This window comes from Stutzerimonas tarimensis (assembly GCF_042648805.1).
Taxonomy (GTDB): Bacteria; Pseudomonadota; Gammaproteobacteria; order Pseudomonadales; family Pseudomonadaceae; genus Azomonas; species Azomonas tarimensis.
Map to the genome: position 1 here is coordinate 579,442 of NZ_JBHRXZ010000022.1, position 17,452 is coordinate 596,893.

Sequence of the window (17,452 nt, forward strand, 5' to 3'; positions counted from 1 at the left end):
GTGATGGACTCACTATAGCTTAAATTCAAATTGAATTTGAACTATTTTCAGGTGACACTACGAATATGTCGATGAATCACCCAATAAACGGCCGATGAGCAAACCCCGCCGCGCCCCACGCACAGACGGCGATAGCACCCGCGCCAAGCTGCTGGATGCCGCCGGCCGCCTGTTCGCCGAATGCGGCTATGCCGGAGCGGCCAGCAAGGCCATCTGCGAAGCGGCAGGCACCGACCTGGCCGCGATCAACTATCACTTCGGCAACCGCGATGGCCTCTATCGCGCCGTCCTGCATGAAGGTCACAAGCATTTCGTCAGCCTTGAGGACTTGACCGCGCTGGCGCAGTCTGTCCTGTCACCGCAGCAGAAGCTGGAAGCCTTCATCGACGGCATGGTGGCCAGCCTGTTCGATGACAAGGGTTGGCACAACCGTGTCTGCGCACGGGAAGTCCTGGCACCCTCGCCGCATTTCGCCAGCCTCATCGGCGAAGGCGTGATGCCCAAATTCCGGCTGGTTGCGGACATACTTGGCGACATTACCGGCATCCCCCCAGGCGACCCGGCGCTGGCGCGCTGCGTGGTCAGCATCATGGCACCCTGCCTGATGCTGCTGGTGATCGACCGCGATACGCCCAACCCATTCCAGGCGCTGCTCTCGCAGCCGGTGGAAGAACTGGCCGCGCATTTGAAGCGGTTTGCAGTGGCGGGATTGCTGGCTGAGCGTAGCGCTCGGCAACGCTGAGGCCTGTCACTTCGCAAACAATGCCGACGCGATGCAGATGCATTCATCGCTCACGACACCGATAGGCCTCTCTGCCGCCCGATCTCCCACGACACCCCGCCACCGCGTACCGTCGCGGCGAGTTGCTGGCCCAGCCGCTGTTCGATCACCGGCCGCCACGGCACCAAGCTGAATCCCATGCCGTCATCGAGCATCGCGTAGCGACCGCTGGCGAGCATGATGCTGCGCCGGTAAATGCCGCCCACGCGCTGCCCGTCTGCTGCCGGCCGATGCTCCAGGCCAGTGTCGGCGGCAATGTCCTTCGCGGCCTGCGCCAGTTCCCGATCGCGCAGCGTCCCCAGCAGATTGCGGGCGAGGATCACGCGCTGCCCGCGCCGTTCGGCCAGCCCTTGTTCGGCAAGGAAGTCGGCGCGATGTCGATCCTGCGCGGCAAGGTGGCCGCCATCGCCAGCAGCGACACCAGACCGATGGCCGCGACGAACCAGTAGGCCATCGGCCAGCCCAGGCGCTGGTCTTCCGCCACGAAACTCGCGGCGATCGCTGCGCCGACGCCGAAGAAGATGCCATGCGGCAAGGCCGACACGATGCGCGCGACGATGAGAAACGTATAGCTCGCGCTCAACGCCGCAGCCGCATTGGCCAGGACGAACAAGGCCATGACCGCCAGCATCAGCGTCTTGCGCGACAGGTTTCCCGTCAGAGCCGCGAGGATCGGCGATCCGAAGCTGACGCCCAGCGCATAGCCGCTAACGACCAGACCGGCCCGCGCCAGGTTAACGCCGAAATCGTCGGCGATCTGCGGCAGCACGCCGACGCTTGCGTATTCGGTGGTGCCGATGGCGAAGCCACCGACCATCATGGACAGCAAGGCGGGCAAGGTGCCGCGCTGGGTGGAAACGGCCATCAAGCACTCCAGAATAGATGAATTGGATCGAGCCTTCCGAAGCGTAGGAGCAACAGCTATGATGAAATAGATGCTTTAGTTCAATTCATCATTGAAATGGATTCCTTGAATGTCTCGGCAAAACATCAACCGCGCCTTCGAGATGGAAGTGTTCATCGCGGTGGTCGCCGCCGAAGGCTTCACTGCGGCCGCCGAGCCGTTGGGCATGACGGCCTCTGCCGTCAGCAAGCTCATCAATCGGCTGGAAACGCGCCTGGGGACAAAGCTGCTGCATCGCACCACACGCAAGCTGCAACTCACGCCCGAAGGCAGCGCCTTCCATGAACGCTGCCTGCGCATCCTCGACGACATCGACTGCGCCGAGCACGAGGCCGCACAGGTGGGATCGCCACGCGGGCGCGTGCGGATCAACAGCCATGTGGCCTTCGGCGTCCATTACCTGCTGCCGCGCCTGTCGGAATTTCTGGAACGCTTCCCGGACGTTCAACTGGACGTGACGCTGAGCGACATCGTGGTCGATCTGCTGGACGATCGCAGCGACGTGGCGATCCGCACCGGGCCGCTGCCCGATTCGCGTCTGACCCAGCGCCGGCTCGGCGCCAGCGGCCTGGTGGTGGTCGCCTCGCCGGACTATCTGCGGCGCGCCGGCACTCCCGAACGGCCCGAAGACCTGCACCAGTACCGGCGCCTGGGCTTCAACTACGCCCGGCATGTGGATGCCTGGCCCTTCATCGACGGTGATGGCGCGCACATCGCCATCGCACCGTCGGGCGACCTGCGCCTGGGCGATGGCGAGAGCATGCGCCAGATGGTGCTGGCCGGGGCCGGTGTCGCCCGCCTGACGCGTTACCACGTCGCAGCCGATCTTGCCGCCGGCCGGCTGGTGCCCTTGCTGGAAAACCACGACTGCGGTGCCGTGGAAGACATCCATGCGGTGTTCGTCGGCCCCGGCCGCCATGTGCCGGCCAGGGTCAGGGTGCTGCTCGATTTCCTGGCCGAACGGGTCGCGCAGGACTGGGCTTGATCCATCAGCAGGACGGCCATCCGCCCACGGCAGAACTTGGGCGGATTCTCCGGCGGCGTATAGGGCACCTTGCCGTCGCCATAGAACCGCTTGCGCGTAGCTTCGGCCACCCGGTTGCACAGCACGTCGCCCAGCGTGGCGCGATCCGTCTTGCACTGTTGGCGTAGTTCTTTCAGGCGTGCAGGATCGGATGCCAATTCTTCAACGGTTGGCATGCCGGCCTGCTTGGGAGTTTCGGATTGTCCGCAGGCGGTCAGTACCACGGCCAGCAAAAGCGGCATTGCCTTCTTCATGGCTGGGGTTCCTCGGTGGGATCGGGAATATGGCTTGGCGCAGGGCTGGTGCCTTCGGGAAATTCGATGGCCTGTACGCGCTCGATGAAGCGGGCCAGCGTTTCCGAAGGTTCGCTATCCACGCGCAGCAGGTAGGTCGTGAGCATCGGCGAGCGGCCGACCAACGGCCGCGCGACGACACCCTGTTCCCGGCTGGCCTCGATGTGCGCGGCCCCCGTCAGGCCCAGGGCGAAGCCCGCCGATACCAGCGCCATCATCAGGTCGCAGGTTGCTACCCGCTCGGCCACCAGCGGCTCCATGTCCACGCGGCGCAGCACGCGATCCACCTGCCGCGAATGGCCCTCGCACGCCTGCTGATCACACAGCACCAGCGGGTAGCGCAGTAGTTCTTCGAGCGGGATGCGTTTGTGGGCCAGCAAGGGATGCCGTGCGGGCACGGCCACCATCAGCGGATCGTTCCAGACGGGCAAGGCGACGATGCCATCGCCGACTTCATCGGCACGGGCAAAGCCCACGTCGTATAGATCGTCGTGCAGGCCCTTGATCTGCTGCGCCAGCGGCACTTCGGTCAGGCGGATTTCGACTTCGGGTTCTTCCTGCCGACACAGCGCCAACAGGGCTGGCAGGCGCGACGGCGTGATGCCGTCGGACAACGCGATGCGCAACTGGCCGTGGAAGCCATTGGCCGCCGCTTTCACGCTATCTCGTGCCTGCTGCAAGGTGGTAAACACGCGCGGCACGTGTTCCAGGAACAGCTTGCCCGCGCGGGTAAGCCGTGTGCTGCGCGTGGTGCGGGCGAACAGCACCACGCCCAGTTCTTCCTCCAGTTCCTTGATGGCGCGCGACAGCGGCGACTGTTCGATGTGCAGCTTCTCCGCTGCGCGGGCGAAGTGGAGTTCTTCGGCGACGGCCAGGAAGCAGCGCAAATGTCTCAGTTCCATGAGGCCGGCCTCCGTCGTTCATTTGATTGGCTTACAACAGTTCATGATTCACCCTTCATGAAAGTTGTTGGGTTGATCTGCGACCGACGCGCGTTTCGATGACGGGAATCCATGCGAACCGGCAGCCCCGGCGATCGCCAGAGCGGCAACGAGCAGGATCAGTACGCCCCAAGGGAAGGCGGACACGCCAAAAGTTTCGAGCAGGATGCCGCCGACGATTCCGCCACCGGCAATGGCGATGTTCCAGACCGTGACGATCATGGATTGCGCCACGTCGGTGGCTTCCCCCGCCGTCTTGGCGGAAGCCGTCTGGAACAGCGTTGCCGCGCCGCCAAAGGCCAGCCCCCAGACGGCGACGGACGCATAGACGACGGCCGGTGTGGTGCCGGCAATGCCGAGTGCCAGCGCGGAAAGCGCGAACAGCGCCGTGCTGACCAGTACCAATTCACGCAACCAGCGGTCGATCAGAACGCCGACGATCCAGATGCCCAGTAGCGCCGCTACACCAAAGACCAGCAGGACGAGATCGATCCGGTCCGCGATGCCGGCTGGGACGAGAAAGGGCGCAATGTAGGTGTAGAGGATGTTGTGGGCCAGCACATAGGCGAGTGTGACGAACAGAACCGGTCGAATTCCCGGCAGAGTGAAAACCGTCCTGAGCGCAAACCCCTTCCCGCGCGCCTGTCCAGGGAAGTCCGGCACCTTTGCGATCACCCAGAACACGAGAATCACGGTCAGCGCGCTCATGAGGCCGAAGGTCACGCGCCAGCCGAAGGCCGCGCCCAGGAAGGTGCCGGCTGGAATGCCGAGCGAAAGCGCGATTGGTGTGCCCGCCATAGCGATCGCGATGGCGCGGCCCTTCAAGTGCTCGGGCACCATGCGGGCTGCATAGCCGGCCACCAACGCCCAAAGCAGCCCCGCAAATACACCGGCGAAGAAGCGGGCGACGAGTGTGACGGCGTAGCTGTCGGAGAAGGCTGTCACCGTATTGACGACGGCGAAGCCGCTGATGGCGATCAGCAGCAACGGCCGGCGCCGCCAACCCTGCGTCGCCGTCGTCAGTGGAATGGCGGCAACCAGCGAGCCAATCGCATAGATGGTGACGAGTTGGCCGACCAGTGCCTCGGAGACGGCCAAGCTTTGCGCCATCTGTGGTAGCAGGCCAGCAGGCAGCGCTTCGGTCAGGATCGTGATGAAGGCCGCCATAGCCAACGCCAGCAGCGCGGCCAGAGGCAAGCGATCGTGGTCGCTCGAAGGAATGCCATTGCGTTCCTGAGAACGGATTTCGCTGTTCGTAGAGGCCGAATTCATCGCCCGACCTCCAACGCACCATAGACCGCATCACGCAGATCGTTGACGAAGCGGCCGGACATACCTTCGTACAAGGTGTTGGTGAAGGCGACCACGCTGAGCCCTTGCGCCCGGTCCACGAACCATGAATGACCGTAGGCGCCGCCCCAACGCCAAGTCCCCTCGGACTCGGGCGACATCGCCAGTTTCCGGTCGCGCAGGACCGAGAATCCCAGACCGAAGCCGAACCCCGGCGCAGCCGGCAGTTCACGGCCTTTCGTCTGGTCCCGCTCCATTTCCGCGACCAGTTCGCTGGGCAGCAGGACGCCGCATCCTTGGCGCAAGGCTTCCAGCAGACGCAGGAAGTCGCCTGCCGTGCCTGCCATGCCCGCGCCACCAGAGGGAAATGCCTGCGGATCGAAGATGCGCGCAGGGCTGTAGGGGATACCGACCGTCCCCTCGAATGGCGAAACCGTTTCGCCTTCCGCCAGTGGGTGCGGCTGAGCCGCGTCATTCACATAGGCGGTCGCCACGCGCTGCGCATCCAGCGCGATAAAGCCGGTATCCGTCATGCCCAGCGGGCCAGTCACGAGCTGGCCCACGGCCGCGTCCAGTGGCTCGCCATACACCTGCTCGATCAAGGCACCCAGCACGTCGGTTGCCAACGAGTAGCCCCAAGCCGTGCCCGGTTCGTACAGCAGCGGCACGGTGGCGATGCGACGCAGGTTCTCCCCCAGGCTGATACCGGACGCATCCATGCCATCCGACACGTCGGCCCGTGCATAGGGACCATCCGCATCGGCCTCGAAGAAGCGATAGCCCAGTCCGGCCGTATGGCTGAGCAGTTGCCGTACCGTGATCCGCGCAGGACGACCGTCAGCCAGATTCGGCCGGAACTCGGGCAACCAACGGTCGATGCTGTCGTCAAGGTCGAGGCGCCCTTGAGCGACCAATACCAGTGCTGCCGTGGAGACGATGGGCTTGCTCACGGACGCCAGACGAAAGACTGCGTCCACGGTCATCGCCCGACGGCTTTCACGGTCGGCCCAGCCGGCAGCCTGGTGATGGATCAGCTCACCATCGCGGGCCACCAGCACCACCGCACCGACCAGACGCCGCTGGTCCAGCGCCTGTTGAACAGCGATCTGGATGCGAGCTGACAGATGCGCTGGCGGGACGCCGGTGCGTAGCGGAATTGCGGAAGTCGCCACGGGTAATTCCTTTCATCAATGGACTTACCTGTCACGATAAAAAGCCTGCGATTAAAGAAAAAGTAGGGTACAGTTCCTTTTTGAGCGGAACTTTATGTCCGCAATAGAGGTGCTCTGATGGATAGCCTCAACGGCTTCGTGGTGTTCGTCCAAGTGGCTGAAACACGCAGCTTCGTTGCGGCCGGTCGGCTGCTGGGCGTGTCGGCATCCGCCGTCGGCAAGAGCGTGGCGCGGCTGGAAGAAAAACTGGGGGTGCGCCTGTTCCACCGCAGCACGCGCAGCGTCACGCTCACGGCCGAAGGCACGCTGTTCCTGGAGCGCAGTCGCCGCATCCTCGCCGAAATCGAGGCGGCGGAACTGGAACTGTCGCAGGCGACGGCTGCGCCGCGTGGCCGCCTGCGAGTCAGCTTGCCTCTGGTCAGCTCACTGGTGCTGCCCGTGCTCGGCGAGTTCATGCGCGAGTACCCGGAAATCGAGCTGGACCTGGATTTCACCGACCGGCTGGTCGATGTGATCGAGGAAGGTTTCGATGCCGTAGTCAGAACGGGCGATCCGACCGACTCGCGCCTGTCCGCCCGCCGGCTTGGCTCCTTCCGCTCGATGCTTGTCGCTTCGCCCGACTATCTGGCGCGGCGAGGTACGCCCAAAGTGCCTGCCGATCTGCTGGAGCACACCTGCCTGCACTACCGCTTCCCCAATAGCGGCAAGCTGGAGCTGTGGGCGTTGCGCCGCGCTGCGGGTGAGCCCGAGCTGACGCTGCCGACCTCGATGATCTGCAACAACATCGAGACGCGCGTGTGCTTTGCGTTGCAGGGCTTGGGCATCGCCTACCTGCCGGAGTTCTCAATCAGGGAGCCTCTGGCGGATGGGCGGCTGCGCGCCGTTCTGGCCGATCATGCAGAGCGCGCTGGCGTTTTCCACGTGCTCTGGCCAGCCAGCAAGCATCCCTCGCCGAAGGTCAGGGCCTTCGTCGATTTCCTGTGCGCTCGTGTGTTTCCGGCTTCTCTGGACAAGCCCAAGACCAAACCCCGACGCCTGGTCAGCCGATAGAGGGGCCGCGTGCTCGTCCAACTTCCCACGACACCCCGTCGCCGCGCACCGTCGCGGCGATCTGCTGCCCCAGCCGCTGTTCGATCACCGGCCGCCACGGCACCAGGCTGAATCCCTTGCCGTCATCGAGCATCGCGTAGCGCCCGCTGGCGAGCATGACGGAGCGCCGGTAGATGCCGGCCACGCGCTGCCCGTTCGTGACGGGCCGATGCTCCAGGCCGGTTTCGGCGGCAATGTCCTGCGCGGACTGCGCCAGTTCCCGATTGCGCAGCGTGCCCAGCAGGTTGCGGGCGAGGATCACGCGCTGGCCGCGCCGCTGGGCCAGCCCCTGTTCTTCGAGGAAGTCGGCGCGCTGCTGCAAGGCTTGCTTGGTGTCGCCACCAAAGCCCAGGTCGCCCAGCCCCTTGCCGCCGCCGATCAACTGCTGATCCAGCCAGGTCGCGCCGATGACGCGCGCCTGCCGTTCGATGGGCAGGTGCGATTTCAGCTCCACGGCCACACCGCCCAGCCGCTGCGCGTCGTACTGGCGACCACGCTCGGCCAGGTCGTCCGGCACCTTCCATAAGCCCTCGGCCACTCGCTCCACGATGCCGGCACGGCGCAGGGCTTCCAGCCGGCGAACATGGGCTGCGATGACCTCCTGCGGGTCGCGGCCGGCCTTGGCTCGGCCTTGCTCGATCGCCAGGTGATGGTCGGCGCGATACAGGCCATCGTTCGCCAGCGCGGCGATGTTCTTGTCGGCCGCCCGCACCTCGGCGGAACCGCGCACCTCCACCACCGCGCCGGTGGGGTAGCTCGCCAGCTCGTCGCGGGCGTTTAAGGCAACGTAGTGGGCCTTGCCGTCAATGCCCTCGATGACCAGATAGCCGCGGTCGTGCAGTTCGTCGGCCAGCCCCTTGGCAGCGACGCGGCCGACGATGGTGCGGCCGTCGTCGCCCGGCTCGAACACCGCCAGCTCGCGCGGCTGGCCGCTCATGGCCCGCTGCATGGTGCGGATGATGTCGCCACGCTCGCCCAGGGCGCGCAAGGTCTTCTCCGCGTCCGCATGGACGGCCCAGGTGCCGGGCTGCGTCTCGTCGGCCAGGCCCAGGCGCTGCAAGCGTTGCAGGCGGCCGATCAGCAGCAGGCGCTGGCGTTGCAGCCGGGGTTCGTTGAAGCGTTCGATCTGCACCCGGCCATCGTCGCCGGCCTCGCACTGCAACCTGCGGTCGAGGCTCGTCCACCGCTCTTGCTCCACCTCGCGCTGCAAGGTCTGCTGGATCTCCAGTTCGGTACGCGGCCCAAGCCATTCCGTCGCCAACTCGGCGGCCCGGTGACGGAAGCCGTGGGCGATGTAGTCGCCCGCGATGATGAGGTCTTTGCCGATGTCGTCGCGTCCGCGCACGATCAAATGCGTGTGCGGGTTGTCGGTGTTCCAGTGATCGACCGCCACCCAATCCAGCCGCGTGCCCAGGTCGGCTTCCATGCGGTTCACCAGATGCCTGGTGTAGGTGCGCAGGTCGTCCAGTTCGGCGCCGTCCTCCGGTGCGACGATGAAACGGAAATGATGCCGGTCGTCAGCGGCCCGCTCCTTGAAGTCATCGAGGTCGGCTTCGTCGGTCTGCGGCCCGTAGGCCCGGCCCGGTTCGCCATCGCGGCCCGCGCCGTCGCGCTCGATGTAGCGCAGATGCTTGGCGAGCGATTGCGGGCTGGCGTTGCGCTGGTTGACCAGCAGCGTCTTGATGGTCACGCGCCGCGACATGGGGGTCAGCTTCGCCCCGGCGAAACGCGCCGCCGTGTGGCCGCGCCCAAGCCGTGAGCCGGGCCGCTGGCCGGCTCGTGCGCCGCTGCCACTGCCTGCGGAGTGGCGCATCGAGGACTTGCCGCCGCTGGCCTTGCCCGCCTGCTTGAGCACCTTGGAAACGAAGCTCTGGCCCTGGCCCTTGCCCTGGTTCTTCGGGGCGCTGGGGCGCACGCGGAAATCGTCGTCTCGGCGGTCGGTCATGGCCGCGTTCCCTGCAAGCTCTGGCGTGTCCTGTCGTGCGAAGCACGCGGACATGCCTGCATTGGCGCGGGCCTCGCGCCCCACGCGGCACGGCGGCGAAGCCGCTCCGTGCCGCGCCACCCCCATGTGCAGACTGGCTTTCGACGCGGCCCGGTGCCGCGTCCTTTTGTCTTGCCTTCCGCCTTTGCCCTTCGCTGTCGCTCCGGGCGTCGGCGGCCCGGCGGCGCTGTGCTGCTTGCAGTCAGCCCGCCGGCGAACGCGCCAATGGCCGCAGGCCGGGCGCGTTCGAGGCAAGACGCCTGCACGCTGGATGGCTGCGCCGGATGTTGCGCGAGACGCGGCGCGAATGCGCCCGCGCTGCACGCGCGACGACACGGCGGCAGCAGCCGGAACGGCATGCCCGATGGCAGGATGAGATGCACGGCAACGTGCAGCGAATCGGCGGCCTTCATGGGCGCGTCTCCAGCCAGACCAGATGCGCGACGCCGATCACGGCGGACGCGCTGACCGGGCCGTAATAGCGGCTGTCGAACGATGCCGGATTGGTCACGCTCAACAGGAACAGCTCGCCCGGTTCGAGGCGGCGGCAAAGCTGCAAGGATGGCAGCGGCCGGCCCAGCCGGTCGGCAGGTAGCGCGGCGGCCGAAGGCATGCCGTCGATGCGTACCTGCCCGGCGACGAGGCAGACGTGTTGCGGCGCGACCGCGCCCACACGTTTGAGCAGCGGGACGTGAGCCGGCAGGTAGCCGCGCTGCGCAGCGAGCGCGGCAGCGTCGGCAGGCAAGCGGGTCAGAACGATGCTGCCTACTTCCAGCCGACGTGGAAGTGAGGCGGCCCGATAGTCAAGCGGCTGCACGCGATACCAGCCGACCGGCACGCTGTCGGACGGGTTGTAGGTCAGGCGCGGCAGCGGTTGCACGAACGCCGCCCAGGTCAGCGCAGCAAGGCCGACGGCGGCGGAGCCCGCCAGCACGATGCGAACGCGCAGGCGCGAGCGAGGATGCGGCGTGGCTTCGTGCGTGCATGTGGTGTTGGATTGGGTCGTCATGGCAGCGCCCTTCCAGCCAGCCAGGCGGTGTGCCGCTCGGCGTTGTATTCGGGCAGAGGCAGGCGGGCCGCCAGACGGTTGCCCAGCGTGCGCCAGTACGCGGGCGACACGTCAATGGCGGCGATGCCCTGCGCGTCGATGCCGTCGATGCATTCCAGCACGGCACGCACCGCGTTCTCGCCTTCGGCGTGCAGCAGCAGGCGTGCGCCCGGCCGCACGCCGGGAATGCGCTGCATGTCGTCCAGCGGCGTGGCGGCTTGCATCACCATGAGCTGCCAGCGGATCGTGCCGTAGTCGTTTGCTTCCCAGCGCACGCGGCAGAACATTGCACGCGGCAGGAACACCGCGCAGCGCCGCCAGCGGTCGAGCCGCAGCGTGCGCGCCGGTTCGCCGAAACGCAGGTAGAGCTTGAAGCGCGGTTCGATGTAGGCGAGCGATACGTGAGTCAGCGGCACGTTGCCAGCCTGGCCGGCGAGCGTCGAAAGCGAAGGCGGCGGCGCAGCAGCCGGTGCAGCCGTCGCCGCGTGAGCGGCAGGCAAGGCGGATGCGTTCATGGCAGGTTCTCCGGGCGCTTGTCGGGAAACTCCCGCTCCAGCAGGCCGCGCAGCAGTTCGGTCACGGTCACGCCCTGGCCGAAGGCGGCGATCTTGATGCGCGCGCGCAGCGCGGGCGTCACGTCGAGCGTCAGGCGAGCCGTGTAAAGGTCGCCTTTGTTGAGCGCATCGGCATCGCCCTGGCGAATCCACGCCTCGGCGTGCGGATTCGCGGGCGGACGTGCGCCGATGCCGACGCGCTTGCTGCGCGGGCCGCTCATGTCGGCCACCGCAGCAGTTCATCGGTGAGCGCGGCGATTTCGCGTGCGGCGGCGCTGTCTGGCGCCGTCTCGCGGGCGAGCCGGCCAGCGGCCACGCTGTCGGCGAAGACGATGCGCTGGCGCACCTCGGCGCGCAGCGCCGGCAGCGGCTGTTCGGCCAGCGATTGCCGCGCCTCGCGGCCGATGATGGTGGTGCTGACGCGCCGGTTGATGACGAAGGCCGCGCGCAGCGCTGGCCTGAATACCTGGGCTTCGCGGATCAGCGCGACCATCTCGGCGCTGGCCCACAGGTCGTAGGGGCTGGGCTGCACGGGGATCAGCACGCGCCCGGCCGCCAGCAACGCGGAGCGCGCCAAGGCGGCGATGCGCGGCGGCCCGTCGATGATGACGTGATCTGCGCGGCGGGCGAGTTCTGGCGCTTCCTGGTGCAGCGTTTCGCGGGCCAGGCCCACGGCGCTGAACAGCCGTGGCAAGCCTTGCTGGCTTCTGCGTTGCGTCCAGTCCAGCGATGAACCTTGCGGGTCAGCATCCAGCAGGATGACCGACTGCCCGCGCATCGCCAGTTCGCCGGCGATGTGCGTGGCGAGCGTGGTCTTGCCGACGCCGCCTTTCTGGTTGAGCAAGGCGACGATCATTGCGTGGCCCTCCACGCTGGAAAGCCAGGCTTTGCCTGCCGTGCGAAACGCCGTTCGCCGTGTCGTTCGGTGGTTGTCCACTGAATCGGCGCGCTTCTACTAAAAGTTAGAGATTTATAGTTAGGTAAGTTAGAGGGGACGCAAACCCGCGCCGTTATTGGCTTTGCGGCGTTTTCGTACTCCTGATAGCACGATAGGCGTACTCCCGATAGCACGATACCCGGTACTCCTGATAGCACGAGGCCGTTCACAGGTTTTCCCGCAGTTATCCCCGTGCCGTGAACGGCACGGGCCGGAAGGTCAGCAGTTGCAGCCTTTCGTCTGGCATCGACTCGATGCCCAGGACGTAGCCGGGCAGCGACTGCCGCGCCACCAGGACGCGCAGGTCGTAGGCGAAGTCCGAGAAGCGCGCCGCGCTGCCCGACTTGCGGTGCAGATGCCGGAAGTCGAATTGCCAGCCGTGTTCCTGCCGCCCGCCGTGCTTGCGCACGAGGCGGTACAGCCAGCGTTCGATGCCACCCTTCAAGCGGAAATAGGCCGGGTCGATGGTCAGCACCAGGGCGGCGTCGAGCACGCCGGCATAGAACCAGTCGGGCAGGATCAGTTGGATGCCCAGTGGCACGCCGCTGGCGTCGGCCAGTTCCTTCCATTCGTTGATCCACGAGAAGCGATGCAAGCGCCGCCCGGTGGTTTCGCGGATGGACGTTGCCACGCTGGTCGATTGCAGCCGGTCGAGCGCGGCTTTCAGGCGCTGGTAGTCGTTGAGGGACGTGCCGCGCCCGATGAAGCGCAGGATTTCGTAGGGCGTGGCGTGTATCCAGCGCGACGGGCGAATGCCTGCGTCGCGTGCCTCCACGATTTGCGAGGCCGCCCATATCAACACGTCGGCATCCCATATCGTGGCGATGCCGTGCTCGGCCGTGCCTTCCACGCGGATGGTGACGTTGCCACTGCGGAAGTCGATGGGCGCGACGCGCCGCGACTTCGCCAGCGAGAAGAACGGAAAGGCCATCAAGTCCTGGCTGTCGCGCGGCGCCATGCCGTCGCCCGGCAGCGCGCGGAACAGGTCGAGCTGTTCCCGCTGCGGCGATCGCTGCCCCGACGGCAGCGATGGACTGGACATGACGATGGCCACCGGCGAGCCGACGATCAGCGGCCATCACGGTAGTCGCCCGCGTGACGCTCGGCATATTCCGGGTCGGACGTGGCCTCGTAGCTGCGCTGGTCGGCCCAGGCATCGAGATCGCTCACGGCGTACATGACGCGGCGGCCGAACTTGCGGAACTTCGGGCCGCCGCCGATCACGCGCTGTTTCTCCAGCGTGCGCGGCGACAGCCGCAGGTATTCGGCGGCTTCGTCGTTGGTCAGGTAGCGTTGGGGCTGCACGGGCGCAGCGACAGCAGCGGCGGCAGGCCGCAAGGGAGCGGGTCGCATGGGATGTACCTCCATCAAGCCCGGCCACACCACGCAGCCGGATAGAGGCACTTTCAAGAAAGCAAGGCTTCCTGCTCAGGGACGTTTTGCATGGGATGCAGCGCGTCCCTGTGCAACGAGCGGAAGCTGTGCAAGGCGGCGGTAGCCGCCGCGCATCAGCGCATCGCCCCGGCGCACCAGTCGCCGCACGCGGGCGCGCAAGGCGCTATCGGCGTACCAGTCGTCTGCGACTGCATCGGCACCGAACAGTCCTTCGGCCACTTCGCGCAAGGATGCGCCCGCCAGGGTGCCGTCGAGCGCCTGGAGCGTGTTCAACTCCAGCAATGTGGCGAGTGTCGGCCGTGGCCGTGCCGTTCCCGCGGGTAAGGTGTCGCCAGCGATGGCCAGCTTGTCCAACTCGGCCGCCAGTGCCTGATAGTGGACGCACCGTGTGGCGCAGGCGCGGATGGCATAGGAGTAGGCCATGCCATCGCTCAGGTCGGGTGCCAGCGCGAAGCGCAGGCTGCAGCCCGGCCAACATGTCAGCAGCACCAGGCGCTTGCCATCGTGGATCAGATGCTTCTGGCCGGGAATGCGCCAGAACGCGAAGGCCACCGCATCGGGTGGCGGGTCGGCATCGGGATAGAGTTGCACGACAGCATCGTGGTCAGGGAACCAGGCCGGATGCGCGTCGCGCGCGTCCAGGGCGGGATCTTCCAGCAGGCGAAGCCCCCAGGCGTGCGCCGCCTCCGGCCGGCGGCGTCGGCGCAGCCAGTCGCGGCGGTAGTCGGGGTGGCGGCGCAGGTATTCCCACGCCAGCGCGGGGCCGTCGAGATGCAGCGTGTAGAGATACGCGGCGGTCGGATACCAGTGTTCGGCGCTCGGGTCAGCCATGACGCAACCTCCTGTCATTCAGCAGGAACGTCGCCACGGACTCCGCCGTGTGGGAGCTATCGAGTCGCCATCAAGTCGTCATCGAAATCAAGGGCCTGCACGACGATCTATACGACGTGGGCTTTGCCCGTGCCGATGACGGGGTACGCTGTAACTGTTGGTGTCAAGACTGATTCGCTCCAGGGCATTGCGGAAATCGTCTGAATGCGACGGCTGCGCCGCCACAAAAATGGTGCGCAGCGTGGAGCACCGTGCAGCAGCCCGCGCCAAAGATCATGACTGTTTGCATCAGAAGCGCACCGCTTCGGTGCAAGAGTGTGGATTCAGACCGCCCACGTCTTGGGTGAGACTGAAATAGTCAGAATGAGCCGTCGTTGGCTGGGACTGCTCAGTCGGTGATCGAGCCGTTTTCCTCGGCCAGCCGCAGGTACCCCGACAGCAGCCGCACGGGCTGGAAGTAGCGATCGCGCATCACCGGCTGCTTGCGCGGCCCGACGATGGACGCCAGATCGGACAGCTTCACATAGCCCAGGCCGGGCATGCCTATTCCCAGGTCGATCAGTCCCCATGCCGTATCCATCGGCCGGGTCGAGCGCGGCCAGCAGCCTGGTGGCGTGCGCGTCAGGAGTGAACAATCGCACCGCCGGCATCGGGTCGATGCTCCGGCCGTCGGCGCGGCATGCGCCAACGGCGAGCAGTTGTGCCCGCTGTTCATCGGTGACAAGCGGCTGGGTCATGGCTAGCACTCCTACGAATCTGACGATGCAGAGATGCGCCTTTCTGCCAAAGCACGGAAGCGGTGAAGCGGATGCGTGCTTTTGCACATAAGCACGAAGGCACAAGCCGTCGAATCCGTACCTGCACGGATGCGCAGAAGCGGAATTGCGTGGGTCAGGAAAGACACGGATGCGGATTTCCGAAAAAGCACGAAGACGAGCCGATAGTTCACAAATGAACACTATAGATTGTAGCCCTATAGAGTGCAATCGGGTGTCATCTTGGCTTTAGGGGGAAACCACAGGTGGCGGCAAAGCACTCATTAGCGGCAGCAATACGGATTGTCAGGAAATCGCGCGGCTTGAGCCAGGAAGCGTTCTCCGACGTGTCCAGTCGCACCTATTTGAGTTCGCTGGAACGCGACCTAAAAAGCCCGACAGTACAAAAGCTGACCGAGCTGTGCGAGGTCATGGAAGTGCATCCGCTCACGTTGCTGACACTTGCTTATGCCGGTACCGAACAGCGCGAAATCAGCCAGCTTCTAGACAGGGTCCAGCACGAGTTGGACGCCATCGTGGCGAACAAGGAGAACAAAAGGAATGACGACTGACTCCGCTTCGCCATCATCGCTCGTCACTGAGTATGCTAAAGACGATATATGCCGTGTTCTTGCACTTGATGGCGGTGGCGCGAAGGGCTTTTACACGCTGGGCGTTCTCAAGGAAATTGAGGCCATGCTTGGGTGCCCGTTATACAAGAGGTTCGATCTTGTATTCGGCACGAGTACCGGGGCAATCATTGCCGCACTCATCGCGCTGGGATACGAAATAGATCAAATACACGCGCTCTACACCGCACACGTGCCGCGAGTTATGTCCAGCCGGTCGGCTACGGCGAGAACAGCGGCGCTTCAAGATTTGGCGAAGGAAGTCTTCCGAGACAAGACTTTTGAAGATGTCATGACGGGGATCGGTATCGTTGCCACCCGTTGGATGACCGAACGACCCATGATCTTCAAGGGGAGCATTGCGCAGGCCCATGGCCGCAAGGGAACCTTCAGTCCCGGATTCGGGGTCAGCATCGCTGACGCTGTACAAGCGTCTTGCTCGGCCTATCCGTTCTTCGAAAGGAAGGTAGTAGTCACCGCAGCTGGCGACAAGATTGAACTGATCGATGGCGGCTACTGTGCAAACAATCCCACCCTGTTTGCAGTTGCAGACGCGACTGTCGCTCTAAAAAAGGATCATAAGGATATCCGGGTCGTAAATGTCGGCGTCGGCATTTACCCTGACCCCAAGCCGGGACTGCTGATGCGAATTGCCAAGAAATGGCTCGCCGTCCAATTGCTTCAAAAGACCCTTGAGATTAATACACAATCGATGGATCAGCTGCGCGACATTCTGTTCAAGGATATCCCGACAATTCGGATCAGCGACACATTCGAACGACCAGAAATGGCGACCGACCTGCTGGAGCACAACCTGGAAAAGCTGAATATCCTTCGACAGCGTGGTAGCGAGTCATTTGCAGCTCGTGAGATACAACTACGGGAGTTTTTGACATGAGGGAGGCGCAGTATGGGAATACCTGAATCGCAGCTCGAAACATGGTCCCATCAAGGATCTATCACGCAGTCCGCCTCAACTTACAGCACTATAAAGAACGCGCTAGAGAGTGCAAGTGCTGCGTATCACGGGAAGAACTTCAAGGTATTCCTTCAGGGCTCTTATGGAAATGACACCAACATCTATGCGGAAAGTGATGTTGATGTGGTCATACGGCTTGACGATGTCTACTACAGCGATCTCACACAGCTCTCCCCAGAGGACAAGGAGGCATACGATCACGCCTTCGTTCCAGCCACCTATTCATATGACCAGTACAGGCAGGATGTTCTGAAGGCCCTTACTGACCGTTTTGGTTCAGATGTGAAGGCTGGAGATAAGGCCATCGCCGTAGAGGCAAATGGAAATAGGCGCAAGGCAGACGTTATCGCGTCAATGCAATTTCGTCGTTATTGGAAATTCAAGGGCACTTACGACTCGCACTACGATGAAGGCATCTGTTTCTTTAATGGGGCTGGCGAACAAATCGCCAATTATCCTAAGCAGCATTCAGAAAACCTCACCCGGAAACATCAGGGCAGCAATAAATGGCTGAAGCCCATGGTTCGCGTACTGAAGAACCTTAGAAGTAAACTCGTTGCTGACAGCGCCTTGAAGGCTGGAATAGCTCCTTCGTACTACCTAGAAGGTTTGCTCTACAACGTGCCAAACGAAAAGTTCGGAATTAGCTATGCCGATTGCTTTGTCAATGCCATGAATTGGATTCAGACAGAAGCAGATAAGGACAAGCTGCTATGCGCCAATGAGCAGTATTACTTGCTTTGGGAAGGTACGCATACCTCATGGGAGAAAGCTGACGCGGAAGCGTTTATCGGGGCTGCCATCAAGATGTGGAATGAATGGTGAAGTAGGTCGAAAACATCAGTC

18 protein-coding genes and 3 pseudogenes are annotated in these 17,452 nt (G+C 64.2%); 6 read left to right on the plus strand and 15 right to left on the minus strand.

The window, feature by feature from the left end:
• Positions 1-94 precede the first annotated feature (94 nt).
• Positions 95-742, plus strand: a complete 648-nt coding sequence (locus ACFOMF_RS11850) for a TetR/AcrR family transcriptional regulator (RefSeq protein WP_386365046.1) — start codon at positions 95-97, stop codon at positions 740-742.
• Positions 743-792: 50 nt separating this feature from the next.
• On the opposite strand, the pseudogene ACFOMF_RS11855 reads toward ACFOMF_RS11850, so the two are convergent.
• Together ACFOMF_RS11855 and ACFOMF_RS11860 are read right to left on the minus strand one after the other, a co-directional pair.
• Positions 793-1,158: pseudogene (locus ACFOMF_RS11855) on the minus strand (DUF3363 domain-containing protein); the annotation flags it as partial.
• A complete protein-coding gene (locus tag ACFOMF_RS11860) occupies positions 1,101-1,646 on the minus strand; it encodes an MFS transporter (protein WP_386365048.1) in 546 nt (181 codons plus the stop codon). The pseudogene ACFOMF_RS11855 and the gene ACFOMF_RS11860, both read right to left, overlap by 58 nt.
• A 109-nt stretch (positions 1,647-1,755) precedes the next feature.
• Between ACFOMF_RS11860 and ACFOMF_RS11865 the strand changes: the two genes are divergently transcribed.
• Positions 1,756-2,670 carry a LysR family transcriptional regulator gene (locus tag ACFOMF_RS11865; RefSeq protein ID WP_386365049.1) on the plus strand — a complete coding sequence of 305 codons (915 nt, stop codon included), beginning with the start codon at positions 1,756-1,758 and terminating at the stop codon, positions 2,668-2,670.
• Between the two features lie 32 nt (positions 2,671-2,702).
• On the opposite strand, the pseudogene ACFOMF_RS11870 reads toward ACFOMF_RS11865, so the two are convergent.
• From ACFOMF_RS11870 to ACFOMF_RS11885, 4 genes and pseudogenes are all read right to left on the minus strand, one after another.
• Positions 2,703-2,963: pseudogene (locus ACFOMF_RS11870) on the minus strand (EexN family lipoprotein); the annotation flags it as partial.
• Entirely contained in the window at positions 2,960-3,904 is a 945-nt protein-coding gene (locus ACFOMF_RS11875; protein WP_386365051.1) for a LysR family transcriptional regulator, read from the minus strand. The pseudogene ACFOMF_RS11870 and the gene ACFOMF_RS11875, both read right to left, overlap by 4 nt.
• Before the next feature lie 48 nt (positions 3,905-3,952).
• Complete coding sequence (locus ACFOMF_RS11880; RefSeq protein WP_386365823.1) at positions 3,953-5,110, minus strand: MFS transporter; 1,158 nt, start codon at positions 5,108-5,110, stop codon at positions 3,953-3,955.
• Positions 5,111-5,211: 101 nt separating this feature from the next.
• Positions 5,212-6,405: a serine hydrolase domain-containing protein gene (locus ACFOMF_RS11885; protein ID WP_386365053.1), complete on the minus strand. Its 1,194-nt coding sequence runs from the start codon at positions 6,403-6,405 to the stop codon at positions 5,212-5,214.
• Positions 6,406-6,522: 117 nt separating this feature from the next.
• Between ACFOMF_RS11885 and ACFOMF_RS11890 the strand changes: the two genes are divergently transcribed.
• Positions 6,523-7,455, plus strand: coding sequence for a LysR family transcriptional regulator (locus tag ACFOMF_RS11890; protein WP_386365056.1), 933 nt, complete (start codon positions 6,523-6,525; stop codon positions 7,453-7,455).
• Here the strand turns inward: ACFOMF_RS11890 and ACFOMF_RS11895 are convergent.
• The 9 genes and pseudogenes from ACFOMF_RS11895 to ACFOMF_RS11935 form a co-directional block, all read right to left on the minus strand.
• Positions 7,445-9,439: a DUF3363 domain-containing protein gene (locus tag ACFOMF_RS11895; protein WP_386365058.1), complete on the minus strand. Its 1,995-nt coding sequence runs from the start codon at positions 9,437-9,439 to the stop codon at positions 7,445-7,447. The genes ACFOMF_RS11890 and ACFOMF_RS11895 overlap by 11 nt on opposite strands.
• A 448-nt stretch (positions 9,440-9,887) precedes the next feature.
• Positions 9,888-10,487: a S26 family signal peptidase gene (locus ACFOMF_RS11900; protein ID WP_386365060.1), complete on the minus strand. Its 600-nt coding sequence runs from the start codon at positions 10,485-10,487 to the stop codon at positions 9,888-9,890.
• Entirely contained in the window at positions 10,484-11,041 is a 558-nt protein-coding gene (locus tag ACFOMF_RS11905; RefSeq protein WP_386365062.1) for a DUF2840 domain-containing protein, read from the minus strand. The genes ACFOMF_RS11900 and ACFOMF_RS11905 overlap by 4 nt, the downstream gene beginning before the upstream one ends.
• A complete protein-coding gene (locus ACFOMF_RS11910; protein WP_386365064.1) occupies positions 11,038-11,301 on the minus strand; it encodes a chromosome partitioning protein ParB in 264 nt (87 codons plus the stop codon). Before ACFOMF_RS11910 ends, ACFOMF_RS11905 begins: the two co-directional genes overlap by 4 nt.
• Entirely contained in the window at positions 11,298-11,936 is a 639-nt protein-coding gene (gene parA / locus ACFOMF_RS11915) for a ParA family partition ATPase (RefSeq protein WP_386365066.1), read from the minus strand. Before parA ends, ACFOMF_RS11910 begins: the two co-directional genes overlap by 4 nt.
• Positions 11,937-12,201: 265 nt before the next feature.
• On the minus strand, positions 12,202-13,059 hold the full coding sequence (locus ACFOMF_RS11920) for a replication initiator protein A (protein WP_386365068.1): 858 nt from the start codon (positions 13,057-13,059) through the stop codon (positions 12,202-12,204).
• A 26-nt stretch (positions 13,060-13,085) separates the two neighbouring features.
• Positions 13,086-13,355: a helix-turn-helix transcriptional regulator gene (locus tag ACFOMF_RS11925; protein ID WP_427197327.1), complete on the minus strand. Its 270-nt coding sequence runs from the start codon at positions 13,353-13,355 to the stop codon at positions 13,086-13,088.
• A 90-nt stretch (positions 13,356-13,445) separates the two neighbouring features.
• Entirely contained in the window at positions 13,446-14,243 is a 798-nt protein-coding gene (locus tag ACFOMF_RS11930) for a DUF2285 domain-containing protein (RefSeq protein WP_386365071.1), read from the minus strand.
• Between the two features lie 388 nt (positions 14,244-14,631).
• Positions 14,632-14,980, minus strand: a pseudogene (locus tag ACFOMF_RS11935) (DUF2958 domain-containing protein).
• Between the two features lie 341 nt (positions 14,981-15,321).
• Between ACFOMF_RS11935 and ACFOMF_RS11940 the strand changes: the two are divergent.
• The 3 genes from ACFOMF_RS11940 to ACFOMF_RS11950 are packed head-to-tail and all read left to right on the plus strand — an operon-like array spanning position 15,322 to position 17,431.
• Positions 15,322-15,570 (plus strand): helix-turn-helix domain-containing protein, encoded by a 249-nt coding sequence (locus ACFOMF_RS11940; protein ID WP_221235731.1) that lies wholly within the window; start codon positions 15,322-15,324, stop codon positions 15,568-15,570.
• Positions 15,560-16,525, plus strand: coding sequence for a patatin-like phospholipase family protein (locus ACFOMF_RS11945; RefSeq protein WP_096075288.1), 966 nt, complete (start codon positions 15,560-15,562; stop codon positions 16,523-16,525). Before ACFOMF_RS11940 ends, ACFOMF_RS11945 begins: the two co-directional genes overlap by 11 nt.
• A 12-nt stretch (positions 16,526-16,537) precedes the next feature.
• Positions 16,538-17,431 (plus strand): nucleotidyltransferase domain-containing protein, encoded by an 894-nt coding sequence (locus ACFOMF_RS11950; RefSeq protein WP_386365075.1) that lies wholly within the window; start codon positions 16,538-16,540, stop codon positions 17,429-17,431.
• The last annotated feature ends 21 nt before the right edge of the window (positions 17,432-17,452 follow it).